The 26,917-nt window shown below is 68.3% G+C and carries 21 protein-coding genes; 13 read left to right on the plus strand and 8 right to left on the minus strand.

Annotation, left to right across the window (positions count from 1 at the left end):
• Window positions 1–284 precede the first annotated feature (284 nt).
• The 3 genes from PSEWESI4_RS05140 to PSEWESI4_RS05150 all read right to left on the minus strand — a co-directional run bounded on the left by PSEWESI4_RS05140 (window position 285) and on the right by PSEWESI4_RS05150 (window position 3,152).
• Window positions 285–842 carry an L-threonylcarbamoyladenylate synthase gene (locus tag PSEWESI4_RS05140; RefSeq protein WP_187670109.1) on the minus strand — a complete coding sequence of 186 codons (558 nt, stop codon included), beginning with the start codon at window positions 840–842 and terminating at the stop codon, window positions 285–287.
• Between the two features lie 110 nt (window positions 843–952).
• Complete coding sequence (gene dprA / locus PSEWESI4_RS05145; RefSeq protein ID WP_187670110.1) at window positions 953–2,059, minus strand: DNA-processing protein DprA; 1,107 nt, start codon at window positions 2,057–2,059, stop codon at window positions 953–955.
• Between the two features lie 67 nt (window positions 2,060–2,126).
• Window positions 2,127–3,152, minus strand: a complete 1,026-nt coding sequence (locus PSEWESI4_RS05150; protein WP_187670111.1) for a LysM peptidoglycan-binding domain-containing protein — start codon at window positions 3,150–3,152, stop codon at window positions 2,127–2,129.
• A gap of 149 nt (window positions 3,153–3,301) precedes the next feature.
• Here PSEWESI4_RS05150 and def point away from each other — a divergent pair, with 149 nt between their 5' ends.
• The 5 genes from def (at window position 3,302) to PSEWESI4_RS05175 (ending at window position 8,240) form a co-directional block, all read left to right on the plus strand.
• Window positions 3,302–3,808 (plus strand): peptide deformylase, encoded by a 507-nt coding sequence (def, locus tag PSEWESI4_RS05155; protein ID WP_187670112.1) that lies wholly within the window; start codon window positions 3,302–3,304, stop codon window positions 3,806–3,808.
• A 58-nt stretch (window positions 3,809–3,866) separates the two neighbouring features.
• Window positions 3,867–4,811, plus strand: a complete 945-nt coding sequence (gene fmt / locus PSEWESI4_RS05160; RefSeq protein ID WP_187670113.1) for a methionyl-tRNA formyltransferase — start codon at window positions 3,867–3,869, stop codon at window positions 4,809–4,811.
• A complete protein-coding gene (gene rsmB, locus PSEWESI4_RS05165; RefSeq protein ID WP_187670114.1) occupies window positions 4,808–6,121 on the plus strand; it encodes a 16S rRNA (cytosine(967)-C(5))-methyltransferase RsmB in 1,314 nt (437 codons plus the stop codon). The genes fmt and rsmB overlap by 4 nt, the downstream gene beginning before the upstream one ends.
• Before the next feature lie 279 nt (window positions 6,122–6,400).
• Entirely contained in the window at window positions 6,401–7,774 is a 1,374-nt protein-coding gene (trkA, locus tag PSEWESI4_RS05170; protein WP_187670115.1) for a Trk system potassium transporter TrkA, read from the plus strand.
• A gap of 145 nt (window positions 7,775–7,919) precedes the next feature.
• Entirely contained in the window at window positions 7,920–8,240 is a 321-nt protein-coding gene (locus PSEWESI4_RS05175) for a tetratricopeptide repeat protein (RefSeq protein WP_187670116.1), read from the plus strand.
• On the opposite strand, the gene PSEWESI4_RS05180 is transcribed toward PSEWESI4_RS05175, so the two are convergent.
• Window positions 8,241–8,531 carry a PilZ domain-containing protein gene (locus tag PSEWESI4_RS05180; protein WP_187670117.1) on the minus strand — a complete coding sequence of 97 codons (291 nt, stop codon included), beginning with the start codon at window positions 8,529–8,531 and terminating at the stop codon, window positions 8,241–8,243. It abuts the gene before it with no gap.
• 125 nt (window positions 8,532–8,656) lie between these two features.
• Window positions 8,657–9,544: a lysophospholipid acyltransferase gene (locus tag PSEWESI4_RS05185; RefSeq protein WP_187670118.1), complete on the minus strand. Its 888-nt coding sequence runs from the start codon at window positions 9,542–9,544 to the stop codon at window positions 8,657–8,659.
• Window positions 9,545–9,802: 258 nt separating this feature from the next.
• On the opposite strand from PSEWESI4_RS05185, the gene PSEWESI4_RS05190 reads away from it, so the two are divergent.
• The 7 genes from PSEWESI4_RS05190 to PSEWESI4_RS05220 all read left to right on the plus strand — a co-directional run bounded on the left by PSEWESI4_RS05190 (window position 9,803) and on the right by PSEWESI4_RS05220 (window position 21,735).
• The gene (locus tag PSEWESI4_RS05190) at window positions 9,803–11,635 is read left to right on the plus strand and encodes a DUF1302 domain-containing protein (protein ID WP_187670119.1); all 1,833 of its coding nucleotides are present in this window, start codon (window positions 9,803–9,805) and stop codon (window positions 11,633–11,635) included.
• A gap of 25 nt (window positions 11,636–11,660) precedes the next feature.
• The gene (locus PSEWESI4_RS05195) at window positions 11,661–13,025 is read left to right on the plus strand and encodes a DUF1329 domain-containing protein (protein ID WP_187670120.1); all 1,365 of its coding nucleotides are present in this window, start codon (window positions 11,661–11,663) and stop codon (window positions 13,023–13,025) included.
• Between the two features lie 111 nt (window positions 13,026–13,136).
• A complete protein-coding gene (locus tag PSEWESI4_RS05200) occupies window positions 13,137–15,707 on the plus strand; it encodes a LuxR C-terminal-related transcriptional regulator (protein ID WP_187670121.1) in 2,571 nt (856 codons plus the stop codon).
• Window positions 15,708–15,979: 272 nt separating this feature from the next.
• Window positions 15,980–18,082 (plus strand): 3-hydroxyacyl-CoA dehydrogenase NAD-binding domain-containing protein, encoded by a 2,103-nt coding sequence (locus tag PSEWESI4_RS05205; RefSeq protein ID WP_187670122.1) that lies wholly within the window; start codon window positions 15,980–15,982, stop codon window positions 18,080–18,082.
• Window positions 18,079–19,260 (plus strand): acetyl-CoA C-acyltransferase, encoded by a 1,182-nt coding sequence (locus PSEWESI4_RS05210; protein WP_187670123.1) that lies wholly within the window; start codon window positions 18,079–18,081, stop codon window positions 19,258–19,260. Before PSEWESI4_RS05205 ends, PSEWESI4_RS05210 begins: the two co-directional genes overlap by 4 nt.
• A gap of 9 nt (window positions 19,261–19,269) precedes the next feature.
• Window positions 19,270–20,466 carry an acyl-CoA dehydrogenase family protein gene (locus PSEWESI4_RS05215; protein WP_187670124.1) on the plus strand — a complete coding sequence of 399 codons (1,197 nt, stop codon included), beginning with the start codon at window positions 19,270–19,272 and terminating at the stop codon, window positions 20,464–20,466.
• A gap of 126 nt (window positions 20,467–20,592) precedes the next feature.
• A complete protein-coding gene (locus PSEWESI4_RS05220) occupies window positions 20,593–21,735 on the plus strand; it encodes an acyl-CoA dehydrogenase family protein (RefSeq protein WP_187670125.1) in 1,143 nt (380 codons plus the stop codon).
• Between the two features lie 256 nt (window positions 21,736–21,991).
• On the opposite strand, the gene PSEWESI4_RS05225 is transcribed toward PSEWESI4_RS05220, so the two are convergent.
• From PSEWESI4_RS05225 to PSEWESI4_RS05235, 3 genes are all read right to left on the minus strand, one after another.
• The gene (locus PSEWESI4_RS05225) at window positions 21,992–22,441 is read right to left on the minus strand and encodes an SRPBCC family protein (RefSeq protein WP_187670126.1); all 450 of its coding nucleotides are present in this window, start codon (window positions 22,439–22,441) and stop codon (window positions 21,992–21,994) included.
• Between the two features lie 140 nt (window positions 22,442–22,581).
• Window positions 22,582–23,940 (minus strand): spinster family MFS transporter, encoded by a 1,359-nt coding sequence (locus PSEWESI4_RS05230; RefSeq protein ID WP_187670127.1) that lies wholly within the window; start codon window positions 23,938–23,940, stop codon window positions 22,582–22,584.
• A 136-nt stretch (window positions 23,941–24,076) separates the two neighbouring features.
• Window positions 24,077–24,859, minus strand: a complete 783-nt coding sequence (locus tag PSEWESI4_RS05235) for an IclR family transcriptional regulator (RefSeq protein WP_187670128.1) — start codon at window positions 24,857–24,859, stop codon at window positions 24,077–24,079.
• Between the two features lie 157 nt (window positions 24,860–25,016).
• Here PSEWESI4_RS05235 and PSEWESI4_RS05240 point away from each other — a divergent pair, with 157 nt between their 5' ends.
• Window positions 25,017–26,642, plus strand: a complete 1,626-nt coding sequence (locus PSEWESI4_RS05240) for an AMP-binding protein (RefSeq protein WP_187670129.1) — start codon at window positions 25,017–25,019, stop codon at window positions 26,640–26,642.
• Window positions 26,643–26,917 lie beyond the last annotated feature (275 nt).

The following is a 26,917-nucleotide window of genomic DNA, read 5'->3' on the forward strand; positions in this document are numbered from 1 at the left end:
CCAGCAAGCTGGCTCCTACGACAGCGAACGAGTAGCCCGGATGAAATCCGGGAGGCTGTTTACTGGGTCCCTGCGTTCGCGGGGATGACGGTTCGGCTGGGAGCCCAACACGTAGGGTGCGCCGTGCGCACCGATCCGGGGCCAACATCCATGTTTCCGGTGAAGCACTCTGCTGGCGCCAGGGTAAACGGTGCGCACGGCACACCCTACAAAAGCCGAGCGGCCTTTTCGTCCAGCCTTCCAGCCTCCAGCCGCTCTTCCCGGCTTCCAGCTTTTTTGGGGGGCTACGACGGCCGGATCACGTCGCCGGTGACCAGGTCGCGGATCAGGCTGGGGTTGCGTCGGCCGCCCAGTTCGCCGGCGAGCACCGCGTCGAGCTGGCCGTGGAAGTACTGTTCGATCCGCAGCCGGGTGCGCGCCGACGGGCGGCCACTGGGGTTGGCCGAGGTCGACACCAGCGGGCCGACCAGCGCACAGAGTTCGCGCACCAGCGGGTGGTCGCTGACCCGCAGGGCGACCTTGTCGCTGCCGCCGGTGATCCACTCCGGCAGGCGGCCCTGGTGCGGCACCAGCCAGGTGTTCGGTCCCGGCCAGGTGCTGGCGAGACGGTCCAGCCAGGCCGGGGGGAAGTCGTCGAGCAGGAAGTCGAACTGGTCGATATCGTCGGCCACCAGGATCAGGCCCTTGCTGACCGGGCGGTCCTTGAGCGCCAGCAGGCGCGCCACCGCGGCCTCGTCCCAGGGGTCGCAGCCCAGGCCCCAGACGGCCTCGGTGGGATAGGCGATCACCCCGCCGTTGCACACCACCCGCGCCACCTGCCGTACCCGCCAACTGCTGACCATTCGCCTTGCTCCTAGACCGCGATGGCGCGCAGTTTACCCAATGCGTAAATCGGTCTGTACCGGTAATTGGTGGGCTGAAGCGGAGCGCCGCCCGGCCCACCCTACGGGACTCATGATTCGCCGGCACGGGCCAGCCAGCGGCCGCCCTCGCAGACCACCCGGCCCTCCAGCTCCAGTTCGGTGAGCGCCGCCAGCACCTCCGGCAGCGGCCAGCCGCTGGTCTCGGCCAGCGCCTCGCTGGTCGCCGGTGCGGCGTGCAGCAGTTCCACCAGCGGATGTTCGTCCGGCGTCGAGTGCCGGGGCTCGTCCGCAACCGGTGCCACGCGCTGCCAGCCACGCAGGCTGTCGAGGATGTGCTCGACGCTTTCCACCAGGATCGCTCCCTCGCGGATCAACTGGTGGCAGCCGCGCGCGCCCGGATGATGGATCGAGCCGGGCAGGGCGTAGACCTCGCGGCCCTGTTCCGTCGCCAGCCGGGCGGTGATCAGCGAACCGCTCGACGGGCTGGCCTCGATCACCAGCACACCCAGCGAAAGGCCGCTGATGATGCGGTTGCGACGCGGGAAGTTGGCGGCCTGCGGTGGGCAGTCCAGGGGCAGTTCGGAGACCAGCGCACCGCCGCGTTCGCGAATCTCCAGCGCCAGCCCCGCATGCCGGGCCGGATAGATCCGTTCCAGGCCGGTGCCGAGCACCGCCACGGTCTTGCCGCCCACCTCCAGCGCGCCCTGGTGGGCGGCGCCGTCGATGCCCAGGGCCAGGCCGCTGGTGATCACGAAGCCGCCGCCGGCCAGGCTGCGGGAGAAAGCACGGGCATTGTCGAGCCCCGGTCGCGAGGCGCGGCGGCTGCCGACCAGGGCCAGTTGCGGCCGTTCGAGCAGGCCCGGATCGCCGATGACGAACAGCAGGGGCGGGGCGTCGGCCAGTTCGGCGAGCAGCGCCGGATAGCCCGGGTCGTCCCACATCAGCAAGTGCTGGCCGGGGGCTTCCAGCCAGGCCAGCGCGGCGGCGGCACGCTCACGGGTCGCCGGGCTGCGCCGCGCATCGCTGCAAGTCATGGGCAGGCCCAGCGCGCGCCAGGCGCTGGCCGGCGCGCTGAGGGCGGAGGCGGCGTCGCCGAATGCGGCGATCAGTCTGCGCAGGCGGGCGGGGCCGAGTTCGGGGAGGCTGTGCAGGCGCAGCCGGGCTTCCAGCTCGGCGGGACCGATGGTCGAGGTCATGCTGATCATCCTTGATCACTGAAAAGCAGAACCCCCGCGAGGCGGGGGTTCGGAGGAGGCCGCCAACTCAGGGGTTGCGCACCTTGTCGAGCACCGCCAACTGGCGGGTGGCGTTGAGCACCAGGCCGTAGCTGAGCTTGTCGTAGGCGCGGAACACCATCAGCAGGCCGGCGCGCTCGTCGGGGATCTTCACGGCGTCACCGGTGACCCGGTCGCGCACCGTCTCGCCGGTCTTGTACACCGCCAGCACGTTGCCTTCGGCGATGCCGTCACGCTTGCCCTTGTTGATGGTCACCACGTCGAACTGGCCGATCTGGGTGACCCCGCGCGGCACGTCGAGGATCAGGCCCTTGATCTCGCTGCTCGGTTCGCTGGGCATGAAGGTGGAGTTGATCGAGCGTTCCTCGGTGGGGAACAGGCGGTCGCCGAGGCGCACCTCCTGGGTCGAGCGGGTCAGTTCCAGGGTGGCGATGTCGCCTTCCTCGGCCACCACCTGGCCGCCGCCGATGTCGTCGGCGTTGATGCCGAGGAATTCCTGGGTTTCCGGATCGATGTAGGTACGGCCCTGGCGGAAGATGCCGTACACCGGCACGCCCGGCTCCAGCAGGCCACGGGCGTAGACACGGTCGCCCGCGCCGCTGACCACGCGTTCGGCGTTGCCGGCAACCACATAGGGGCGGTCTTCGAAGGCTTCGACGGTGTCGACGATGCGGTTGCTGAGCAGGAAGCTGTTGATCGCTTCCAGCGGGATGGTCGGGATGGCTTCGGCCATCGGCGTGCTGCGCACCTTCGGTGACAGCTTGATGGTGCCGCGCGATTCGCCACGGCCGAGCATCAGGCGCGGCTGGCCGTCGACGTAGACCAGCGACAGCACGTCACCCGGGTAGATCAGGTGCGGGTTTTCGATCTGCGGATTGACGTGCCAGATTTCCGGCCATTTCCAGGGCTGGCGCAGGAACTTGCCGGAGATGTCCCACAAGGTATCGCCCTTGACCACCGTATAGCGGTCCGGGTGCCCCTCCCTCAATTGCACATCCGCCTGGGCCGCGCCGCCAGCGGCGAGGAGCAGCAGGGCGAGTAGTGTTTTCCTCATGCGCTGAATCCCTTTATTATGTGTCTTCGCGAAGCACCCTAGCGCCGCGTCGAAACCCTTGAGGGACGCGGCCTGAAGCCTTTTTCTAATGGCTTCGGCATATTAGCAGCGGTTTTTGAATTTATTCCACAAGTGCATCACAAACGCATATGGCGATACTGACCATCCTCGAATTTCCCGATCCGCGCCTGCGCACCATCGCCAAACCGGTGGAAGTGGTCGACGATTCGATCCGCAAACTGATCGACGACATGTTCGAGACCATGTACGCCGCGCCCGGCATCGGCCTGGCGGCGACCCAGGTCAACGTGCACAAGCGCGTGGTGGTGATGGACCTGTCGGAAGACAAGTCCGAGCCGCGGGTTTTCATCAACCCCGAGTTCGAATCGCTGACCGACGAAATGGACCAGTACCAGGAAGGCTGCCTGTCGGTGCCCGGCTTCTACGAGAACGTCGACCGTCCGCAGAAGGTCCGCATCAAGGCCCTCGACCGCGACGGCAAGCCCTTCGAGGAAATCGCCGAAGGCCTGCTGGCGGTGTGCATCCAGCACGAGTGCGACCACCTCAACGGCAAGCTGTTCGTCGACTACCTGTCCAGCCTCAAGCGCGACCGGATCAAGAAGAAGCTTGAAAAGCAGCACCGCCTGCGCGCCTGATCCCGATTCTCCCAAAGGCTTGCCCCGGCAAGCCTTTTTCTTTTGGTGACCCTGCCCCATGTCCGAGTCATTGCGCATCGTCTTCGCCGGCACCCCGGAATTCGCCGCCGCCCATCTCGAGGCCCTGCTGGCCAGCCCTCACGACATCGTCGCCGTCTACACCCAGCCGGATCGCCCGGCCGGGCGCGGGCAGAAGCTGATGCCCAGCCCGGTCAAGCAGCTCGCCGTCCAGCACGGCATTCCCGTGCACCAGCCGCCGAGCCTGCGCAATGCCGAGGCCCAGGCCGAGCTGGCGGCGCTGGCGCCGGACCTGCTGGTGGTGGTCGCCTACGGGCTGATCCTGCCCCAGGCGGTGCTCGACATCCCGCGCCTCGGCTGCATCAACAGCCACGCCTCGCTGCTGCCGCGCTGGCGCGGCGCGGCGCCGATCCAGCGCGCGGTGGAGGCGGGCGACGCGGAGAGCGGCGTCACCGTGATGCAGATGGAGGCCGGCCTGGATACCGGGCCGATGCTGCTCAAGGTGACCACGCCCATCGGCGCGGACGACACCGGCGGCAGCCTGCACGACCGCCTGGCCGAACTCGGCCCGCCGGCGGTGCTGGCAGCCATCGACGGACTGGCCGCCGGCACCCTGGTGGGCGAGGTGCAGGACGACGCGCAGGCCACCTACGCGCACAAGCTGAGCAAGGACGAAGGCCGCCTCGACTGGTCGCTGCCGGCCACCGAGCTGGAACGGCGCATCCGCGCCTTCACACCCTGGCCGGGCACCCACAGCACGCTCGGCGGCGAACCGCTCAAGGTGCTCGGCGCCCGCCTGGGCAAGGGCAGCGGCATACCGGGCACGATCCTCGCCGCCGGCAAGGACGGTCTCACCGTGGCCTGCGGCGAAGGCGCGCTGTGCCTGACCCGCCTGCAATTGCCCGGCGGCAAGCCGCTGGCCTTCGCCGACCTGTTCAACAGCCGCCGCGAGCAGTTCGCCATCGGCACGGTGCTCGGCCGATGAACCCGCGTCTGGCCGCCACCCGTGCGTTGGGCGCGGTGCTGGCCGGCAAGGCTTCGCTGGGCGGCAGCCTGCCGCCGCAGCTCGACAAGGTCGAATCGCGCGACCGCGCCCTGGCCCAGGACCTGGCGTTCGGCGCCGCGCGCTGGCAGCCGCGCCTGATGCTGCTGGCCGAGAAGCTGCTGCAGAAGCCGTTCAAAGCCGCCGACAAGGACGTCGAGGCACTGCTGCTGGTCGGCCTCTACCAGTTGTTCCACACCCGCATTCCCGCTCACGCGGCGATCGGCGAAACCGTGGGCTGCGTCGACAAACTCAAGAAGCCCTGGGCCAAGGGCCTGCTCAACGCTGTGCTGCGCCGCGCCCAGCGTGAAGGCGAAGCGCTGTTCGCCGGGCTGGAGCGCGATCCGGTGGCGCGCACCGCCCATCCGCGCTGGTTGCAGAAGGCCCTGAAGGCCGCCTGGCCGGAGCACTGGGAAGCCATCTGCGCGGCCAACAACGCCCACCCGCCGCTGATCCTGCGAGCCAACCGCCGCCACGGCACGCGCGACGCCTACCTCGCCGAACTGGCCCAGGCCGGCATCGCCGCCAGTCCCTGCGCGTTCAGCCGCGACGGCATCGTTCTCGCCGAGGCCTGCGACGTCACCGGCCTGCCAGGCTTCGCCGAAGGCCGGGTCAGCGTGCAGGACGAAGCCGCGCAACTGGCCGCCGACCTGCTCGAACTGGCGCCCGGCCAGCGCGTGCTGGACGCCTGCGCCGCGCCCGGCGGCAAGACCTGCCACCTGCTGGAGGCCGAACCGGGCCTGGCCGGAGTGGTCGCCGTGGAGCTGGAGGAAAAACGCCTGGCCCGCGTGCGCGACAACCTGCAACGCCTCGGCCTGGACGCCACCCTGATCGCCGCCGACGCCCGCGATACCGCCGCCTGGTGGGATGGCCGGCCGTTCCAGCGCATCCTCCTCGACGCGCCGTGCTCGGCCACCGGGGTGATCCGCCGCCACCCGGACATCAAGCTGACCCGCCAGGCCGACGACATCCCCGCCCTGGCGCAGTTGCAGGGCGAACTGCTCGACGCCCTGTGGCCGACCCTGGAGGTCGGCGGCGTGCTGCTCTACGCCACCTGCTCGGTGCTGCCGGACGAGAACCGCGAGACCATCGCCGCCTTCCTGGCCCGCACCCCCGGCGCCCGCGAGCTGGACATCGTCGGCGGCTTCGGCCTCAAGCAGCCCCACGGCCGCCAGTTGCTGCCGCAGGAAGGCGGCCACGACGGCTTCTACTATGCCAAGCTGATCAAGATCGCCGCGGGACCTCGCGGATAGGGTCTGTTCCTGTTTCGTTCACGGCCGCGACGGCGCCAGTTTTTGCGCGGACCGTTGTTGCTCGACGGCTCGTTTGGGCGACCAGACTTCGCGTCTCGCGCCTGGTTCCGCGCAAAAACTGGCCCGCCCCTGCAGGTTGCGCGCAAAATCGCGCCATGCGTTGTTGCGGGACTTGCCAAGGGACCACCATTGCCTGCGTCCCGCGCCTAGCCTGGCGCGATTTTGCACGGCAACGCGGTTCGCGAACGAAACGGAAACAGACCCTAACGGAGCATTGCCGTGAAGATCATCATCCTCGGCGCCGGACAGGTCGGCGGCACCCTCGCCGAACACCTGGCCAGCGAGGCCAACGACATCACCGTGGTGGACACCGACGGCGAGCGCCTGCGCGACCTCGGCGACCGCCTGGACATCCGCACCGTGCAGGGCCCCGCCTCGTTCCCCACCGTGCTGCGCCAGGCCGGCGCCGACGATGCCGACATGCTGGTGGCGGTGACCAACAGCGACGAGACCAACATGGTCGCCTGCCAGGTGGCCTACACCCTGTTCCACACCCCGACCAAGATCGCCCGGGTGCGCGAGTCGGCCTACCTGACCCGCGCCGGGCTGTTCAGCAACGAGGCGATCCCGGTCGACGTGCTGATCAGCCCGGAGCAGGTGGTCACCAACTACATCAAGCGGCTGATCGAATACCCCGGCGCGCTGCAGGTGATCGACTTCGCCGAGGGCAAGGCGCAACTGGTGGCGGTCAAGGCCTACTACGGCGGGCCGCTGGTCGGCCAGCAACTGCGCCAGATCCGCGAGCACATGCCCAACATCGACGCCCGGGTGGCGGCGATCTTCCGCCGCGACCGGCCGATCGCGCCCCATGGCGACACGGTGATCGAGGCCGACGACGAGGTGTTCTTCATCGCCGCGAAAGCGCACATCCGCGCGGTGATGAGCGAGCTGCGGCGTCTCGAGGACAGCTACAAGCGCATCGTCATCGCCGGCGGCGGGCACATCGGCGAGCGCCTGGCCGAGGCCATCGAGAGCCGCTACCAGGTAAAGATCATCGAGATGAACCCGGCGCGCTGCCGCTACCTGTCCGACACCCTGGACAACACCATCGTGCTGCAGGGCAGCGCCTCCGACCGCGACCTGCTGGTCGAGGAGAGCATCAGCGAAGCCGACATCTTCCTGTCCCTGACCAACGACGACGAGGCCAACATCATGTCCTCGCTGCTGGCCAAGCGCCTCGGCGCGCGCAAGGTGATGAGCATCATCAACAACCCGGCCTACGTCGACCTGGTGCAGGGCGGCAACATCGATATCGCCATCAGCCCGCAGCTCGCCACCATCGGCACGCTGCTGACCCACGTGCGGCGCGGCGACATCGTCAGCGCCCACTCGCTGCGCCGGGGTGCCGCCGAGGCCATCGAGGTGATCGCCCACGGCGATGCCAAGTCGAGCAAGGTGATCGGCCGCATGATCGAGGACATCGCCCTGCCGCCGGGCACCACCATCGGCGCGGTGATCCGCGACGAGGAGGTTCTGATCGCCCACGACGACACGCAGATCGAACCCGGCGACCACGTGATCCTGTTCCTGGTCGACAAGAAGTACATCCGCGACGTCGAGCGGCTGTTCCAGGTCGGCCTGACCTTCTTCTGACCCATTCCGTAGGGTGGATGTCGCGAAGCACATCCACCAGGCTCCGCTCGCGGTGCCCCCGTAGGGTGGAAAACCGCGCAGCGTTTTCCACCGTCGTGTTGGTGGATGTAAAAAGCGACATCCACCCTACATTGGAGACGCAAGCATGCTCGAAGGACTGGAAAAAATGCTCGCCAAGGGCGTGGACAACGCCCTGCTGCGCTTCGGCCTGGGCAAGGGGTATCTCGACCAGCGGGACTACGCCCGCGCCGCCGAGCACCTGCAACGCTGCGTCGAGCAGGATCCCGGGTACTCCGCCGCCTGGAAGCTGCTCGGCAAGGCACGCCAGGGCCAGGGCGACCTGGACGGCGCACGCCGGGCCTGGGAGCAGGGCATCGCCGCCGCCCAGTCGCACGGCGACAAGCAGGCGGAGAAGGAAATGACGGTGTTTCTCAGGAAACTGGACAAGGCCGCGCCGGCGGGCTGATCACTCGGCGGCGTAACGGCGCTCGTCCTCTTCGCTGCAGAAGCGCAGGCCCACGCCTTCGGCGTCCACGCGCATCACCCGCATGCGCAGGATCGGCGCCTCGATCGGCAGGTCCTGGACCTGCCCGGTGACCTCGGCGCCCAGCGGCAGGGCGAGCAGGTCGACATGCCGCACATAGACCCCGCCATCGGACAGGTCGCGGGTCTGGGCGACCAGCTCGCCGAAGCTCGGATGGCTGATCCTGATCCGGCATTTCATCGGCGTACGGGGATGCTGACGCTGGTTGGACATGGGCCTGGTCCCGGGAAAGTGAGATGGGGCCTTTAATAGCGCAAACAGCGGCTTTCGCCCAGCGTCGCGCGGCAAAAAACCTCGTTCCGGGGTGATGGGTTGCACCCATCACCCCTCGCGAAGGATCAATACCAGCGCTTCTCACCCTCGGGGCGCTTCTTGAAGCGCTTCATGGTCCACATGTACTGGCTCGGCCAGGTGCGCACGTAGCGCTCCACCACCCGGCTCATGGCCGCCACCGAGGTTTCGGCGTCGTTGCTGTACATCTCCTCCGGCGCCGCTTCGAAGATCACCTTGAAGCCCGAGCCATCGTCCAGGCGCAAGGCGTGGATGAACACGCCGTTGGCCTTGCCGCCGGCGAGCATGCCGGCGACGAACTTGCTGGTCAGCGCCTGGGTGCCGAGGAAGGGCACGAAGAAGCCGGCGGTCTCGCTCGGCTCGGGGTCGGCGGGGATGCCCACCGCGCCGCCCTTGCGCACTTCCTTGATGACGCTGAGGATGCCTTCCCTGGTCGACGGGGCGACCCGGTTGCCGAGCTGCACGCGCTGCTTCTGGAGCAGTTCGTCGACCGCCTTGAGCTTCGGCGGGCGGTAGAAAATGATCGGCTTGCACAGGCTGCAATAGTAGTGGTTGAGCACTTCCCAGTTGCCCAGGTGGCTGGTGATGCCGACCACGCCCTTGCCGGAATCCAGCGCCGCTTGCAGCACGTCGAGCCCCTCGACCTCGCGGATCAGGTCGATGGATTTCTGCGCCGGCCAGATCCACGCGCAGGCGCTTTCGGTCAGGGTCCTGCCGATGTCCATCAGGCTCCGCTTCAGCAGCCGGTCCAGGCCGGCGGCGTCCAGCTCCGGGAAGCACTTGCTCAGGTTGACTCGCGCCACCTCGCGCGAACGGTTCGGCAGCTTCCACATCAGCCAGCCGATCGCCGCGCCGACAGCCTGCACGGCACGCCAGGGCAGCAGGGCGAACAGACGCAGGAAACCGACGACCAGACGGCCTTTGAACTCTTCCACGAACGACTCCAGGCAGGGGATCAAAGCCGGCATTGTAACCGGGGAGAGCCGCTCCGGGCTGATCCCGCGTCACGCTGCGGGCTTCCCGGCGCCGTTCGCGCGGAGCGCTTTCCTGATCGCAATAACCGCTCTATTACGGGCATTACAGGTCAAAAATCATACTTAGGGAGGAGATCGTAAATCCCGCCTTTGAACACTTATCAGCCCTGCATTCCGTGAGTAGGTTGCTCGACGCATCCTGCTAACACGGAGAGCCTCATGACAACAACAACAGGGGCCGGAATCTTCCAGCCACGCACGCTCGCACTGGCCGTCGCCCTCGGGACCACGGCCCCGGCACAGGCCATCACCTTCAATATCGGGGAGATAGAAGGTCAGTTCGACTCGTCGCTGTCGGTGGGGGCCAGTTGGTCCACCGCCAAGCCCGACAGGGACCTGATCGGCTCGGCCAACGGCGGCACCGGCTTCACCCAGACCGGCGACGACGGCCGCCTCAACTTCAAGCGCGGCGAGACCTTCTCGAAGATCTTCAAGGGCATCCACGACCTCGAGCTCAAGTACGGCGACACCGGCATCTTCGTGCGCGGCAAGTACTGGTACGACTTCGAGCTGAAGGACGAGAGCCGCCTGCACAAGGACATCGACGACCACAACCGCAAGGAAGGCGCCAAGTCTTCCGGCTATGAACTGCTCGACGCCTTCGTCTACCACAACTACGCCATCGCCGACCTGCCCGGCACCGTGCGCCTCGGCAAGCAGGTGGTGAGCTGGGGCGAGAGCACCTTCATCGGCAACAGCATCAACTCGATCAACCCGGTGGACGCCGCCGCCTTCCGCCGGCCCGGCGCGGAGATCAAGGAAGGGCTGATCCCGGTCAACATGTTCTACCTGGCACAGAGCCTGACCGACAACCTGTCCGCCGAGGCCTTCTACCAGTTGGAGTGGGACCAGACGGTCATCGACAACTGCGGCACCTTCTTCGCCAGCAACGACGTGGCGGCCGATGGCTGCGACAACAACTACAACGTGCTCGACGCCGGCACCGTCGAGCGGCTGATGGGCGGCCCGGGGGCGGCGATCCTCGCCGGCCGTGGCGTGACCCTGGAGCGGGAAGGGCTGCTGGTCCCGCGCGGGCCGGACCGCGATGCGCGCGACTCCGGCCAGTTCGGCGCCGCGCTGCGCTGGCTGGGCGACGAGACCGAGTACGCCGCCTACTTCATCAACTACCACAGCCGCACGCCGAACGTGAGCTACAAGAACGCCAACGCGGCGGACATCACCACGGCCCTGACCGCCCCCGCGGCGCTGGCGGCGCTGATCTCGCCGACCCTGCTCGGGCGTGGCAGCTACTTCCTCGAATACCCCGAAGACATCCAGCTCTACGGCCTCAGCTTCTCCACCACGCTGCCCACCGGCACGGCGTGGAGCGGCGAGATCAGCTACCGGCCGAACATGCCGCTACAGATCAACACCACCGACATGACCGCCAGGCTGGGCAGCCCGGCGCTGGCGGCGCAAGCGGCCGGCGGCGGCCTGGCGGGGTTGCAGGCGGCCCAGGGCCTGGCCGGCTTCGAGCACCGTGGCTACAACCGCAAGGAAGTCACCCAGGCGCAGACCACCTTCACCCACTTCGTCGACCAGATCCTCGGCGCCGAGCGCCTGACCCTGGTGGGCGAGGTCGGCTACACCCGCATCGGCGGCCTGGAAAGCCAGGACAAGGTGCGCTACGGCCGCGACTCCATCTACGGCTCGCCCTACGGCACCCAGGCCTCCAACGCGCTGGCGGCGCAGATGTACGGCTACCACGGGTTCTTCACCTCGTCGTCCTGGGGCTACCGGGCGCGCGGCATCCTCGACTACAGCAACGTGATCGCCGGCATCAACCTCAAGCCGAACATCGCCTGGTCCCACGACGTGGACGGCTACGGCCCGGTGTTCAACGAAGGCGCCAAGGCCATCAGCCTCGGCATCGACGCCGAGTACCGCAACACCTACACCGCCAGCCTGTCCTACACCGACTTCTTCGGCGGCGATTACAACACCCAGGTCGACCGCGACTTCATCGCCCTCAGCTTCGGCGTGAACTTCTAACCGGGGCCCACGGAGAACCAGCATCATGCAAGCACACAAGCTCATCACCGCACTCACCCTGTCCCTGCTGGCGGGCGGCGTCCTCGCGGCGGTCTCGCCGGAGGATGCCGCCAGGCTCGGCACCAGCCTGACCCCGCTGGGCGCCGAGAAGGCCGGCAACGCCGACGGCAGCATCCCGGCCTGGACCGGCGGGCTCGGCAAGGGCGCGGCGGCGGTGGACCCGCGCGGCTTCCTCGGCGATCCGTTCGCCGGCGAACAACCGCTGTTCGTCATCACCGCGCAGAACCTCGACCAGCACCAGGACAAGCTGTCCACGGGCCAGGTGGCGATGTTCAAGCGCTACCCGGACACCTACAAGATGCCGGTGTACACCACCCACCGTACGGCGGCGGTGCCGCAGGCGATCTACGAGGCGGCGAAGATCAGCGCGGTGAAGACCACCCTGCTGGATGGCGGCAACGGCCTGAAGGGCTTCGCCGACAGCCGCTACTATCCCTTCCCGATCCCGCAGAACGGCCTGGAAGTGGTGTGGAACCACATGACCCGCTATCGCGGCGGCAACCAGCGGCGCAACACCGTGCAGGCCACGCCGCAGACCAACGGCTCCTTCACGCCGGTGCATTTCCAGGAAGACGTGGCCGTCCCCCTGGGCATCGCCGACCTGCCGGCGGACAAGGCGGCCAACGCGCTGCTGTTCTTCAAGCAGCGGGTCACCGCGCCGGCGCGCCTGGCCGGCAACGTGCTGCTGGTCCACGACTCCATCGACCAGGTGGCCGAACCGCGCATGGCCTGGCTGTACAACGCCGGCCAGCGTCGCGTGCGTCGCGCCCCGCAGGTCGCCTACGACGGCCCGGGTACCGCCGCCGACGGCCTGCGCACCTCGGACAACCTGGACATGTTCAACGGCGCGCCGGACCGCTACGACTGGAAGCTGGTCGGCAAGCGCGAGCTGTACATCCCCTACAACAACTACCGCCTCGATTCGCCGCAGTTGAAGTACGCCGACATCCTCCAGGCCGGCCACACCAACCAGGACCTGGCACGCTACGAGCTGCACCGCGTCTGGGAAGTGGAAGCCACGCTGAAGAGCGGCGAGCGCAACATCTACGCCAAGCGCCGCTTCTTCATCGACGAGGATTCCTGGCAGATCGCCGTGTCCGAGCACTACGACGGTCGCGGCCAGTTGTGGCGCGTCGGCCAGAGCATGCTGCTGCAGAACTATGCGGTCGAAACCCCGGCCAACGCCTTCGAGGCGCTCTACGACCTGCTCGCCGGCCGCTACGTGGCTTCCGGCCTGAAGAACGAGGAGAAACGCTCCATCGAGTTCGGCGTACCGGCCTCGATCAAGGACTTCACCCCCGCGGCCCTGCGCAACGCCGGCGTTCGCTGAGCCAAGACGCTGCTTCTGGTGCATGGGCGACCCCACGGGGTCGCCTTTTTTTCATTCGCCCCGAGGGCATAATGCGGGCCAGCCGAGCAGCGCCAACCAAGAGTCGCCGTCATGCCCAACGAGGTTCCCAGCATCCACGTAGCCAGCGCCCTGCCGCGCCTGCCGGCCGCCCATGTGCCACGGCCGCGGCTAAGCCAGCGGCTGCTCGGCCATGAATGCCGGCTGACCCTGGTCTGCGCCCCGGCCGGCTACGGCAAGAGCGTGCTGCTGGGCGAATGCGTGCGCCGGGTGCCGGCCGGTACCCGGCTGGTCTGGCTCGACCTGCTCGGCCACCCGCTGGAGCCCGCCGAACTGCTCGCGCGCCTGGCCGCCGCCCTGCAAGCGAAGCCCGGCGGCGGCGATCCCGAAATGGAGCTGGCCCAACTGCTCGGCCATCTCGAACAACCGTTGTGGATCGTCCTCGACGATTATCCCCGGCAACCCTGCGCCGAACTGGACGCCTGCCTCGGCCGCCTGCTCGAACGCGCCCCGCACACCCTGCGCTGGTGGATCGGCGGGCGCCGCCGCCCGGACTGGAGCCTGCCGCGCCTGCTGCTGCAAGGCGACCTGCTGGAACTGGGCGCGCGCGACCTGGCCCTCGACCAGCAGGAGCTCGACGCCCTGCTCGGCAAGCATCAGGTACAGCTACCCGCCGAACAACGCGCGCTGCTGCTGGAACACAGCGACGGCTGGCTGGCCGCCATCTGCCTGCTGCTGCTCCAGGGCGACCCCCAGAACCTCGCCGAGCGCCTGGCCGCCGGCCCGCCGCTACTGCAGGAATACGTCAGCCGCGAAGTGCTCGCCGACCTGCCCGGCCCCCTGCGGCATGGGCTGACCCTGCAGGCCTACATGCCGAGGTTCTGCGCCGCGCTGTGCGCCCAGGTGCTGGAGGACGAGGGCGGCGCCCGGCTGTTCGACGAATTGCGCCAGCGCCAGTTGTTCCTCCACGACCTCGATGGCTACGGCGAATGGTTCCGCCTGGAGCGACCGCTGGCGACCATCCTCAAGCAGCTCCATGGCCCCCACGAACCGCTCCACGCCCACGAGCGGGCCTGCCAGTGGTTTTCCCAGCAGGGCCGGGTGCGCGAAGCCGTGGAGCACGCGCTCCGCGCCGAGCGCCCGGACGTGGCGGCCAGCCACCTGCAACGCTATGGCGAGGACATGCTGTTGCTCAGCCGCAACGGCGCGCAGTTCCTGGCCTGGCGCGACGAGTTGCCGGCCGGCCTGTTCACCAGCACCCCGCGACTGATCACCCTGCAAGCCTGGGCGCTGATCATCTGCGCGCGGCTCGACGAAGTGGACACCTGCCTCGATGACCTCGCCCGCTTCCTGCCGCAGCCGGACGCGCGCCGCCAGCAACAGTTGCTGGCCCAGTACCAGAGCATCCAGGGCGTGTTGCAGCGCCAGCTCGGCCAGCGCGCTGCCCGCCAGCACAGCCTGGAAGCCCTCGAAATCCTCGCGCCGACGGCCTGGACGCAGCGGGTGCTGTGCTACCAGATGCTGACCCAGCAGGCCCTGGCGGAAAGCGACCTGAACGCCGCCCGGCACTACAACCACGAGGGCCTGCGCCTCGCCCGCCAGCGCGGCAACCTGCCCTTCGAATCGCTGCTCAGCCTCGAACGCGTCCACCTGCTGGCCATGCAGGGCGAGGGCGAGCGCGCCCTGGACCAGGTCGAGCAGTCCCTGCAGGACATGCAGGAGGACGGCCGCCACGGGCCGGTGCTGGTACGCCTGCTGTTGCTGCGCGGCAAGCTGCTGGCCGCGCGCGGCGCCAGCGTCGAGGCCGGTCATGCCCTGCGTGCCGCCCTGGAGGAGGGCGAACGCTGCCAGGATGCCTACCTGCTGTACGCCTACCTGGGGCTCGCCGAACTGGCGGCCGAGAACGGCGAGTTCGACCGCGCCCAGCAACTGCTGCGCAAGGCCGAGCGGCAGATGCACTGGCTGAAGGTGCAGGAGGTGCGCTATCGCGAGGCGCTACAGCATGTCCAGGGCCTGCTCTGGCTGTACCAGGGCGAAGCGGACAAGGCCCGGGAATGCTTCCGGCAGGTGAGCCACAACCTGCGGGTGTTCGACCTGCTGGCGCCCTCCGGCTTCTACGACCTGCCGCTGCGCAACCGGCTCGGCCTGGCCCAGGCCGATCTGGCCCTGGGCCAGATCGACAAGGCGGCCACCGCCTTGCAGGCGCTCGAACGGGAATGCCGCGAAGCCGGCCTGCGCAGCCTGGCCTGCGAGTGCCTGCTGGTCCTGGCCGAAGCGCGGCTGCTCGCCGGGCGCAGCAAGACGGCCAACGGCCTGCTGGACCAGGCGCTCGACGAGGCGCAGCGGCTCAACCTGCTGCCGCCGCTGCGCGGCCTGCTGGCCCGCCAGCGCGCCTGGCTGGAGTCCCGCCTGCCGGCGCCGGCCGAGCGCCAGGGCTGCCTGAGCCTGCTCGAACCCTCGCCGGAACGCTCCCCGCTGACCCGCCGCGAAGCGGCGGTGCTGAAGCTGATCGCCCAGGGCCTGTCCAACCAGCAGATCGCCGAACTGTTGTGCGTCTCCCTGCACACGGTGAAAAGCCACGCCCGCCACATCAACGCCAAGCTCGGCGTCGAACGCCGCACCCAGGCCGTGGCTCATGCCAAGGCGCAGGGCTGGCTGAGCTAGGTTCTGATCGAAAAGTCGTCGAGCGCAGGCACTTTTCGGATGTGCCATCGACGGTGAACCATCCTGGTTCCATCTTGCTGCGACACGTCAGCCCCTCACCCCAGCCCTCTCCCAGAGGGAGAGGGGCAGTCAGAGGAAACCGGTACCCCCGTTTCCCGGCATATCTCCGTTCTCATCCGAACGGTTCATCGCTTTTCGCCATGACATCGCAAAAACACTTCACATATTCCGCACAGCGAAATATATTTCCGAAAAACAAGGAGAACATTGCGATGTCAGCTAGCGTACTCTTCGAGCGACGGGGCAACCTGGCGCTGGTTACCGTGAACAATCCGCCGGTCAACGCCCTCGGCCAGTCGGTCCGCGAAGGTCTGCTGGAAGCCTTCCGCGCCGCCGAGGCGGACGCCCAGGTCGAGGCCGTGGTGCTGCTCTGTACCGGAAGCACCTTCATGGCCGGCGCCGATATCAAGGAGTTCGGCAAGCCACCGCAGGCGCCGAGCCTGCCCGAGGTGGTCAATGCCATCGAAGCCTGCGCCAAGCCCAGCGTGGCGGTGATCCACGGCAGCGCCCTGGGCGGCGGCCTGGAAGTCGCGCTGGCCTGCCACTACCGCATTGCCCGCAACGACGCCAGGGTCGGCCTGCCGGAGGTCAAGCTCGGCCTGCTGCCGGGCGCCGGCGGCACCCAGCGCCTGCCGCGCCTGGCCGGGGTGGCCAAGGCCCTGGAGATGATCGTCGGCGGCGCTCCGATCAGCGCCACCGAGGCACAGCGGCACGGCATCCTCGACGAGCTGTTCGACGGCGACCTGCTCGCGGCCGGCAGCGCCTTCGCCCAGCGCCTGCTGGCCGAGGGCCGTGGCGTGCGGCGCAGCGGCGAGCAGCCGGTCGCCGACGCCGGCGAGGCGGCGGCACTGCTCGACGCCAAGCGCGCGGAAATCCACCAGCGCATGCCCGGCCTGTTCTCGCCGCTGCGCTGCGTGGCGGCGCTGGAGGCCGCCGTGCAATTGCCGCTGGCCGAAGGCCTCGAGCGCGAGCGCGAGCTGTTCCGGGAATGCCTGGCCTCGCCGCAGCGCGCGGCGCTGGTACATGCCTTCTTCGCCGAGCGCCAGGCCGGCAAGGTCGTCGGCCTGGCGGCGGACACCCCGACCCGCGCCATCGCCAGCGCCGCGGTGATCGGCGGCGGCACCATGGGCGTGGGCATCGCCCTGTGCTTCGCCAACGCCGGCATCCCGGTGAAACTGCTGGAGATCGACCAGACCGCCCTGGAGCGTGCCCTGCAACGCGCCCGCGACACCTACGCCGCCAGCGTCAAGCGCGGCAGCCTGTCCGAGGCGGACATGGCGCGGCGCCTGGCGCTGCTCGACGGCGTCACCGACTACGCCGCGCTGGCCGAGGCGGATGTGGTGGTCGAGGCGGTGTTCGAGAACCTGGAGGTCAAGCGCCAGGTGTTCGAGCGTCTGGACGCGGTGTGCAAACCCGGCGCCATCCTCGCTTCCAACACCTCCTCGCTGGACCTCGACGCCATCGCCGCCTTCACGGCGCGCCCGCAGGACGTGGTCGGCCTGCACTTCTTCAGCCCGGCCAACGTCATGCGCCTGCTGGAAGTGGTGCGCGGCGCGCAGACCTCCGACACGGTGCTGGCCACCGCCATGGCCCTGGGCAAGCGCCTGAAGAAGGTCGCCGTGGTGGTCGGCGTGTGCGACGGCTTCGTCGGCAACCGCATGGTGTTCCAGTACGGCCGCGAATCCGAGTTCCTGCTGGAGGAGGGCGCCACCCCGGAACAGGTGGACGGCGCCCTGCGCGCCTTCGGCATGGCCATGGGGCCCTGCGCCATGCGCGACCTGTCCGGCCTGGACATCGGCCTGGCGATCCGCAACCGCCAGCGCCAGAGCCTGCCGCCGCAGTTCCCGCTGCCACGGGTGCTCGACAAGCTGTGCGAAGCCGGCCTGCTCGGCCAGAAGAGCGGCGCCGGTTTCTACCGCTACCCGGAAGGCTCGCGCACACCACAGCCCAACCCGGCGCTGGCGCCGCTGCTGGAGGCCGCTTCGCGCGAACGCGGCATCGCCCGGCGCAGCCTGGACGACCGGTACATCGTCGAGCGCTGCCTCTTCGCCCTGGTCAACGAAGGGGCGAAGATCCTCGAAGAGGGCATCGCCCAGCGCGCCAGCGACATCGACCTGATCTACCTCAACGGCTACGGTTTCCCTGCCCACCGTGGCGGCCCCATGTTCCACGCCGACCAGCTCGGCCTGGACAAGGTGCTGGCCCGTATCCGCGAATTCCACGCCGAACACGGCGCCTGGTGGCAGCCGGCGCCGCTGCTCGAAAGGCTGGCCGCCGAAGGTCGCCAGTTCAGTGACTGGGAGGCCGGCCAATGACCGATGCCGTGATCGTCTCCACCGCGCGCACGCCGATCGGCAAGGCGTTTCGCGGTGCCTTCAACAACACCCACGGCGCCGTGCTCGCCGGCCACGTGGTGCGCCACGCGGTGGCCCGTGCCGGGATCGACCCGGCACTGATCGAAGACTGCGTGCTCGGCTGCGGCCTGCCGGAAGGCGCCACCGGCAAGAACGTCGCGCGCCTGGCGGTGGTCCAGGCCGGCCTGCCGATCGGCATCGCCGGCGCCACGGTCAACCGCTTCTGCGGCTCGGGCCTGCAGGCCATCGCCCAGGCCGCGCACCTGATCAGGGCCGAGGGCATCCCGGCGATGATCGCCGGCGGCGTCGAGTCGATCAGCCTGGTGCAGCCGAGCCTCAACCAGAACCACATCCAGGAGGCCGGGCTGTTCCAGGCCAGGCCCGACCTGTGGCTGCCGATGATCGACACCGCCGACATCGTCGCCCGACGCTACGGCGTCAGCCGCGAGGTGCAGGACGAACTGGCCCTGGAGAGCCAGCGGCGCACCGCCGCGGCCCAGGCCGCCGGGCGCTTCGATGCCGAGATCGTGCCGCTGGAGTCCGTCCGGCTGGTCAAGGACAAGCACAGCGGCGCGCTCAGCGAGGAGCGCGTGCGCCTCGAACGCGACGAGTGCAACCGCGCCGACACCACGCCCGCCGGCCTGGCCGCGCTGGAGCCGGTGCGCGGCGCCGGCCACTTCGTCACCGCCGGCAACGCCAGCCAGCTATCCGACGGCGCCAGCGCCTGTGTGCTGGTCGACGGGCGCCTCGCCACGCGGCATGACCTGCCGGTGCTGGGCATCTTCCGGGGCTTCGCGGTGGCCGGCTGCGAGCCCGACGAGATGGGCATCGGCCCGGTGTTCGCGGTGCCCAGGTTGCTCAAGCGCCACGGCCTGAGCGTGGACGACATCGGCCTGTGGGAGCTCAACGAGGCGTTCGCCTCGCAGGTGATCCACTGCCGCGACCGCCTCGGCATCGACCCCGAAAAACTCAACGTCGACGGCGGCTCCATCGCCATCGGCCACCCCTACGGCATGACCGGCGCGCGCCTGGTTGGCCACGCGCTGCTCGAAGGCAGGCGCCGTGGCGTGCGCTATGTCGTCGTGACCATGTGCATCGCTGGCGGCATGGGCGCCGCCGGCCTGTTCGAAATCGCCTGAGGACATCCCATGAACATCGACTACACCGCCGAAGAACTGGCCTTCCGTGACGAAGTCCGGGCCTTCCTGGCCGCCGAGCTGCCCGCCGACATCGCTGCCAAGGTGCGCCTCGGCAAGCGCCTGAAGAAAAACGACCACCAGCGCTGGCAGAAGATCCTCGCCGCCAAGGGCTGGTACGCGCCGGGCTGGCCGGTGGAATACGGCGGCACCGAATGGGGCGCCGTCGAGAAGCACATCTTCGACGAGGAATGCGCCGCCGCCGGCGCCCCGCGCCTGGTGCCGTTCGGCGTCAACATGGTCGCCCCGGTGATCATCAAGTTCGGCACCCAGGCCCAGAAGGACCACTACCTGCCGCGCATCCTCTCCGGCGAGGACTGGTGGTGCCAGGGCTACTCCGAGCCGGGTGCCGGCTCCGACCTGGCATCGCTGAAGACCCGCGCGGTGCGCGACGGCGACCACTACGTGGTCAATGGCCAGAAGACCTGGACCACCCTCGGCCAGCACGCCAACATGATCTTCTGCCTGGTGCGCACCGACCCCGAGGCGCAGCAGCAGCGCGGCATCAGCTTCCTGCTGATCGACATGGACACGCCCGGCATCAGCGTGCGGCCGATCATCACCCTCGACGGCGACCACGAGGTCAACGAGGTGTTCTTCGACAACGTCCGCGTACCGGTGGAGAACCTGGTCGGCCGCGAGAACGAAGGCTGGACCTGCGCCAAGTACCTGCTCACCCACGAGCGCACCGGGCTGGCCGGCATCGGCGCCTCCAAGGCCGCGCTGCGCCACCTCAAGCGCATCGCCGCCAGGGAACTGTGCGACGGCAAACCGCTGCTCGACGACCCGCTGCTGCGCGCGCAGATCGCCGAGGTGGAGATGCAACTGCGCGCCATCGAGATCAGCACCCTGCGCATCTGCGCGGCGGCCGCCCACGGCGGCGTGCCGGGCACCGAAAGCTCGATCCTCAAGGTCAAGGGCACCGAGGTGCGCCAGGCGATCAGCAACCTGCTGCGCAAGGTCATCGGCCCCTACGCCCTGCCGCTGCTCGAAGAAGAACTGGAGCTGGAACATGCCGGCGAGTGGCTGCACGCCGACTACAGCGCGGCGCTGGCCGGCCAGTACTTCAACCTGCGCAAGCTGTCGATCTTCGGCGGCTCCAACGAAATCCAGAAAAACATCGTTTCCAAGATGATGCTCGAGCTGTAACGCCTGCTCCCTCTCCCACTCGTGGGAGAGGGGCCGGGGGAGGGCCTGCGGTAGGCCCCACCCAGATCGCCACCCTATTCGGATAGCCTGGACGCGCAGCACGCGGCCAGTCTCAAGGAGACATCGATGGACTTCAAACTGACCGAAGAGCAGCAGATGCTGCAAGACACCGCGGCGCGCCTGGTGCGCGACGCCTACAGCTTCGAAGCGCGCGAAAAGCACGCGAAGACCGAGCTGGGCTACTCGGCCGAATTCTGGCAGCAGCTCGGCGAGCTGGGCCTGACCGCCGTGCCGTTCGGCGAGGAGGCCGGCGGCTTCGGCGGCAGCGGCGTGGAAACCCTGCTGATCATGACCGAGCTGGGACGCGGCCTGTGCCTGGAGCCCTACCTGCACTCGGTGATCTTCGCCGGCGGCCTGCTCGAACAGCTCGGCAGCCCGGCGCAGAAGGACGCCCTGCTCGGCGACGTGGCCAGTGCCCAGGTGCAGTTGGCGGTGGCCTTCGAAGAGCCGCAGAGCCACTACAACCTGAACGACGTGCGGACCCGCGCCGAAGCGGTGGACGGCGGCTGGAAGCTCTCCGGCCGCAAGGCCGTGGTGATTGGCGGCCACAGCGCCGGACGCATCCTGGTCAGCGCCCGCACCGGCGGTGCCGACCGCGACGAGGCCGGCATCAGCCTGTTCCTGGTCGACCCCGGCGCCGCCGGCGTCAGCCGCCGCAGCTACCCGAACATCGACGGTCCCAAGGCCTGCGACCTGTTCCTCGACGGCGTCTTCGTGCCCGCCGACCAGTTGCTCGGCGAGCCCGGCAACGCCCTGCCGGCGATCCGCTACCAGCAGGGCCGCGCCATCGCCGCGCAGTGCGCCGAGTCGCTGGGCAACATGCAGGAAGCCTGCGACCTGACCCTCGACTACCTGAAGACCCGCAGGCAGTTCGGCGCGCCGATCGGCAAGTTCCAGGTCCTCCAGCACCGCATGGTCGACATGCGCACCGAGCTGGAACAGGCCACCTCCATGGCCATCCTCGCCGCCTGCGTCGCCGACCAGCCGGACAGCGCCGAGCGTTCGCGCATCCTCGCCAACGCCAAGTTCACCTGCACCCGCGCCGGCCGCTTCATCGCCGAGCAGGCGATCCAGTTGCACGGCGGCATCGGCATGACCTGGGAATACGTCCTCGCCCACCACGCCAAGCGCCTGGTGATGCTCGGCCACCAGTTCGGCGACGACGATCATCACCTGAAGGTGTATGCGAGCCTGCTCGAAGTGGCATAAGCGGGAGAACGGCCGGCCAAGCCCGGCCATCTTCCCGAATCGTAGAGCGTAGGATGGCTGAGTGGCGCACGGCCGCCATTCCGTCCACCCACTCGTACTCGATGCGCCGCATAACCCATCATGGGAGGCGCCGGACATGCCGATGATGGGTTACGGCGCCAGACATCCCAGCCAAGACCAGTACAACGATGCCTGGCGCCTAACCCATCCTACGACCTACGAATCGCGAGCCCGCATGGGCACGGCGAGATTTCGCTCACTCCCCGTCCGGAATCTCCGGCTCGACCAACTGCGCCAATTGCAGCAACGACTCCTGCCAGCCCAGGTAACAGGCCTCGGCGGGAATGGCGTCGGGCACGCCCTCCTGGGTGATGTCGAGCTCGGTCCCGCAGGACACCGCCTTGAGCGCGACGGTCACCTGGATCGTGCCGGGCAGGTTCGGGTCGTCGAAGACATCGGTGTAGCGAATCAGCTCATGCGCCACCAGCTCCAGGTAGGTGCCGGAAAAGGCGTGGCTGGTACCGGTGTTGAAATTGCTGAACGACATCTTGTAGGTGCCGCCGACGCGGGCATCCAGGTGATGGACCTTGCCGGTGAAGCCGTGCGGCGGCAGCCACTTGGCCTTGGCGTCCGGGTCGAGAAAGGCCCGGTAGACCCGCTCGGGCGCGGCGCGCAGAACACGGTGAAGGCGAATGGTGCTGGGCATGATGAAACTCCTGCGACTGACGAATGCCGGGACTGGCACTCCATGGTCGAACGGGCGGGCGCGATTTCGACACCGGCCCCGATCGCCCATCCACGCAGGTCCTCCCCTCGCCCCAGAACGGGCGAGGGGAGGAGCGGGCGTCACGCCGGTTGCTGTCCGGCTTCCACCGATGCCTCGCCGGCACCCTTCGGCCGCCACTGCTGCAGGCGGTCGAGGCTGTCCCGGTAGTGCTTCAGGCCCATTCCCAGCAGCACGATGGCGCCCACCAGCGCCACACCGGTGACGATCAGCAGCGAGTAGCGCAGCGCCAGGTCGTCGGCGAACACGAAGTCGGTGACCAGTGCCACGGCGGTGGGGCCGACGCCAAGGCCGATCAGGGTGATGATGAACAGGTAGATCGCCGACGCCTGGCCGCGCATGGAGTTGGGCATGATCTCCTGGATCGCCGCCGGGCCGACGCCGAAGGGCATGGCGATGGTGAACACGTGCAGGGCGATCAGCCCCAGCGCCAGCTCGCCGGTGGCCGCCAGGTAGGCGAGGTTGAGCGGCAGGGTCAGGACCGCCGAGACGATCGCCACGCGCAGCGGCGCATCGCGGTAGCCGCGACGGTGCAGCAGGTCGGACAGGCGCCCGCCAGCCACGATGCCCAGCGAGCCGGCCAGCGCCACCACCGCGCCGTAGAGCACGCCCACCTCGCTGGCCGACCAGCCGTAGGTGCGGATGAAGAAGGTGGGAATCCAGGCGGAACCGCCGTAGGCGGCGAAGGCCAGGCAGGCGAAGCCGAAGTTGTGGCACAGCACGGTGCGGCGGTTGGCCTTGAGGTAGCCGGCCACTTCCGCCAGGGGCACCTCGACGCCGGCGCCGATGCCCTGCCGCTGCGGTTCCTTGATCGCCAGCAGCACCAGGGTGAACAGCGCGCCGGCGGCGCCGAGGATCAGGAAGATCAGTTGCCAGTGACGAACCTCGCCGAGCAGCGGCAGGGTCACGTCGCCCTGGGCCGAGGCGAACTTGACCACCAGCCCGCCGAGCAAGAAGGCCAGGCCCGAGCCGATGTAGATGCCCATGGAATAGACGCTCATCGCCGTGGCGCGCAGGCGCGGCGGGAAGCTGTCCGCGATCAGCGAGTAGGCCGAGGGCGACAGCGCCGCCTCGCCGACGCCGACGCCGATGCGGAAGGTGAGGAACTGCCAGAAATTCTTCGCCGTGCCGCACAGCGCGGTCATCAGGCTCCACAGCAGCACGCCGATGGCGATCAGCCCGCGCCGGCTCTTGCGGTCGGCCAGGCGCCCGAGGGGGATGCCGCAGATGGTGTAGAACAGCGCGAAGGACAGGCCCATGAGCAGGCTCATGTGGGTGTCGGTGATATCCAGGTCGCGGCGGATCGGTTCGACCAGCAGGTTGAGGATCTGCCGGTCGATGAAGGACAGCACGTAGGCCAGCATCAGGATGCCGACCGTCAGCCAGGCTCGGGTACTCGAAGGGTAGCCGTTGTTATGCATTGGAATGGCTCCGGGTGAGGGCGGCGCTGCCGCGGAGCCACGACTTTCCCCCAGAACCACTCAGGCATCAAGTTAAAATGATCCTAATATTTCAAAATTTATTACTTATGTTCCGCTGTGCGAAACATTGTCGAGATCAAACCCCCAGGCTCTCGATGTCCCGCGCCAGCGAGGCAAGCTGCTGCGCCAGCGAACCCTTGAGGTCTTCCTCGCTGACCTGGTACTGCGGCCCGCCGCAGGTCAGCGCCATGATGTTGCCGTCGGACAGGCGCAGCGGCACGCCGGCGGCGATCACGTTGCGGTCCCAGTCGCCCAGGGAGAAACAGAAACCGTGCTCCTGGTACTCGGCGAAGGACTCCTGCAGCGACGCCTTCATCTCCGGCCAGGCCTCGGCGTACTTGGCTTCCAGCGCGGCCATCAGGTGCTCCCGGGCCAGCACCGGGGTGGCCGCCAGGTAGGCGCGGCCAGCGGCAGTGGTGGCCAGCGGCAGGCGCACGCCGGCGTCCATGCGCAGGGTGGTCACCTCCGCCGGGCGGCAGTTCTCCACGTAGATCATCGACAGCCGGTCGCGGCAGGTCAGTCCCACCGTGGTGTTGGTGCGCCGGGCGAACTCGTCCATGTAGGGCTTGGCCAACTGGCGCACGCGCAGGTTGGAGACGTAGGCGTAGCCCAGGGCGAGCACGCCGGAGTCGAGCTGGTACTTCTCCAGTTGCGGCGCATAGCTGAGGTAGCCGAGCTTGGTCAGGGTGTAGGTCATGCGCGACACGGTGGGCTTGGGCAGCCCGGTCAGCCTGGCGATGTCCTGGTTGCCCAGCACCACCGAGCCATGGGTGAAGGCGCGCAGCACGTCCAGGCCGCGGGCCAGCGCCTCGACGAACTTACGGTCTTTCGCTGTGGAGTTGTCTTCTAGGTCGCTCATGTACGTTCCGCCTGGCATGGGAGAGCGTGCGCACCATAGCAGATAGCGTCGAGTCGAGCAGCGCTCCGACAGGTGTCGATTGCAGGATATGGGGCTAACCTCTAATATCGGTAGTTAGTTTCGCACAGCAGAATAACAAACCGACTGGAGAAATGGCATGGCGACCTCCAACCAGGGCTACATAGCCTCCGAACTGGCCCGCAACGATTTCCAGAATACCTACGACCTGCTGGTCAGGGCCTGTGCCAGCCACCCCGAGCGGATGGCCTTTTCCTGCGGCGACAGCCACCTGAGCTTCGCCGAACTGGCCCGCCAGGCCGACGCCCTCGCCCGCTACCTGCGCCATGGCCTGGGCCTGCAACCCGGCGACCGCCTGGCCCTGCAACTGCCGAACTCCCTGCAATACCCGATCGCCACCTTCGCCGCGTTGCAGGCCGGGCTGGTGCTGGTCAACACCAACCCGCAGTACACCGCCGCCGAAGCCCGCCACCAGTTCCGCGACTCCGGCGCCAGGGCGATCCTGGTGCTCGACCGCCTGCTGCCGCTGGTACGCGCCGTACAGGCCGACACCGCCATCGAGCACATCCTGCTGACCAGCGTCGACGATATGGAGAACCCGCGATACGACGGCGATGAACCCGGCACCCAGCGTTTCATGCAGGCGCTGCGCATCGGTGCCGAACTGCCGCCGGTGGAGCCGGTCGCGGGCCTGGAGCGCCTGGCGCTGCTGCAATACACCGGCGGCACCACCGGGGTGTCCAAGGGCGCCATGCTCAGCCACTACAACCTGCTGGCCAACATCATCCAGACCCTCGAACTGTTCGGTAAGCCGGGCCTGCTGGAGCCGGCCACCGACGTGCGCATCGCCCCGCTGCCGCTCTACCACATCATGGCCTTCGCCACGAACTGCCTGGGCTCGGTGGGCATGGGCCTGCACACGGTGCTGATCCGCGACGGCCGCAACCTCGACGAGATCATCGAGGCCATGCTGCGCCACCCGTTCACCCTGCTGACCGGCATCAACACCCTGTTCGTCGGCCTGATGAACCACCCTCGCTTCGGCGAGGTGGACTTCTCCCACCTGAAATGGGTGACCGCCGGCGGCGCGGCGCTCAACGACGAAGTGGCGCGGCGCTGGAAGCAACTCACCGGCGCGCCGATTCGCGAAGGCTTCGGCCTGACCGAAACCTCGCCGGTGGTCACCACCTCCACCAGCATCAGCCCGCACCGCGACGGCTACATCGGCCTGCCGCTGATCGAGACCGAGCTGCGCACCGTCGACGACGACGGCCACGACGTGGCTCCGGAACAGCCCGGCGAACTGTGGGTGCGCGGCCCGCAGGTGATGCAGGGCTACTGGCAACGCCCGGAAGACAGCGCCCAGGCGCTGACCGCCGACGGCTGGCTGAAGACCGGCGACATCGCCGTGCTCGACGCCGAGGGCTTCGTGAAGATCGTCGACCGCAAGAAGGACATGATCCTGGTCTCCGGTTTCAACGTGTACCCCAACGAGATCGAAGACACGGTGATGTGCCACCCCGGCGTGCGCGAATGCGTGGCGATCGGCGTGCCGGACGCGCGCAAGGGCGAGGCGGTGAAGCTCTACGTCAGCCTCAAGGACACCGCGCTCGACGCCGAGGCGCTGATCGCCCACTGCCGGCAGTTCCTGACCGGCTACAAGGTGCCGAGCTTCGTAGAAGTCCTCGACGACCTGCCGAAGAGCTCGGTGGGGAAACTGCTGCGTCGCGAGCTGCGTGACAGGGCGCGGGCGGAGGTGGGGTGAATGGTTGAGGGACCAGGGGAGAGCTTAGCGTTGTTATTGAGTCCGTCCCTCACCCTAACCCTCTCCCGGAGGGAGAGGGGACTGGTCCGGGTGAGACGTGGCATCCATTCAGGATCTGAACCTATTCAGCAATAGATAGCTTGCAGGAGCAGCACGAGGCATCGAGCAAATGACTCCCCTCTCCCGGAGGGAGAGGGGACTGGTCCGGGTGAGACGTGGCATCCATCCAGGATCTGAACCTATTCAGCAGTAGATAACTTGCAGGAGCAGCACGA

Source organism: Zestomonas carbonaria, from assembly GCF_904061905.1.
GTDB lineage: Bacteria > Pseudomonadota > Gammaproteobacteria > Pseudomonadales > Pseudomonadaceae > Aquipseudomonas > Aquipseudomonas carbonaria.

Bases quoted from the DNA above. Each gene is read 5' to 3' on its own strand.
- PSEWESI4_RS05175 (WP_187670116.1), top strand. From the start codon at position 7,920: ATGCTCGAAGGACTGGAAAAAATGCTCGCCAAGGGCGTGGACAACGCC.
- def (WP_187670112.1), top strand. From the start codon at position 3,302: ATGGCGATACTGACCATCCTCGAATTTCCCGATCCGCGCCTGCGCACC.
- PSEWESI4_RS05205 (WP_187670122.1), top strand. From the start codon at position 15,980: ATGTCAGCTAGCGTACTCTTCGAGCGACGGGGCAACCTGGCGCTGGTT.
- PSEWESI4_RS05240 (WP_187670129.1), top strand. From the start codon at position 25,017: ATGGCGACCTCCAACCAGGGCTACATAGCCTCCGAACTGGCCCGCAAC.
- PSEWESI4_RS05230 (WP_187670127.1), bottom strand. From the start codon at position 23,940: ATGCATAACAACGGCTACCCTTCGAGTACCCGAGCCTGGCTGACGGTC.
- PSEWESI4_RS05140 (WP_187670109.1), bottom strand. From the start codon at position 842: ATGGTCAGCAGTTGGCGGGTACGGCAGGTGGCGCGGGTGGTGTGCAAC.
- dprA (WP_187670110.1), bottom strand. From the start codon at position 2,059: ATGACCTCGACCATCGGTCCCGCCGAGCTGGAAGCCCGGCTGCGCCTG.
- PSEWESI4_RS05180 (WP_187670117.1), bottom strand. From the start codon at position 8,531: ATGTCCAACCAGCGTCAGCATCCCCGTACGCCGATGAAATGCCGGATC.
- PSEWESI4_RS05150 (WP_187670111.1), bottom strand. From the start codon at position 3,152: ATGAGGAAAACACTACTCGCCCTGCTGCTCCTCGCCGCTGGCGGCGCG.
- PSEWESI4_RS05215 (WP_187670124.1), top strand. From the start codon at position 19,270: ATGAACATCGACTACACCGCCGAAGAACTGGCCTTCCGTGACGAAGTC.
- PSEWESI4_RS05220 (WP_187670125.1), top strand. From the start codon at position 20,593: ATGGACTTCAAACTGACCGAAGAGCAGCAGATGCTGCAAGACACCGCG.
- PSEWESI4_RS05235 (WP_187670128.1), bottom strand. From the start codon at position 24,859: ATGAGCGACCTAGAAGACAACTCCACAGCGAAAGACCGTAAGTTCGTC.
- PSEWESI4_RS05190 (WP_187670119.1), top strand. From the start codon at position 9,803: ATGACAACAACAACAGGGGCCGGAATCTTCCAGCCACGCACGCTCGCA.
- rsmB (WP_187670114.1), top strand. From the start codon at position 4,808: ATGAACCCGCGTCTGGCCGCCACCCGTGCGTTGGGCGCGGTGCTGGCC.
- fmt (WP_187670113.1), top strand. From the start codon at position 3,867: ATGTCCGAGTCATTGCGCATCGTCTTCGCCGGCACCCCGGAATTCGCC.
- PSEWESI4_RS05225 (WP_187670126.1), bottom strand. From the start codon at position 22,441: ATGCCCAGCACCATTCGCCTTCACCGTGTTCTGCGCGCCGCGCCCGAG.
- PSEWESI4_RS05195 (WP_187670120.1), top strand. From the start codon at position 11,661: ATGCAAGCACACAAGCTCATCACCGCACTCACCCTGTCCCTGCTGGCG.
- PSEWESI4_RS05200 (WP_187670121.1), top strand. From the start codon at position 13,137: ATGCCCAACGAGGTTCCCAGCATCCACGTAGCCAGCGCCCTGCCGCGC.
- PSEWESI4_RS05210 (WP_187670123.1), top strand. From the start codon at position 18,079: ATGACCGATGCCGTGATCGTCTCCACCGCGCGCACGCCGATCGGCAAG.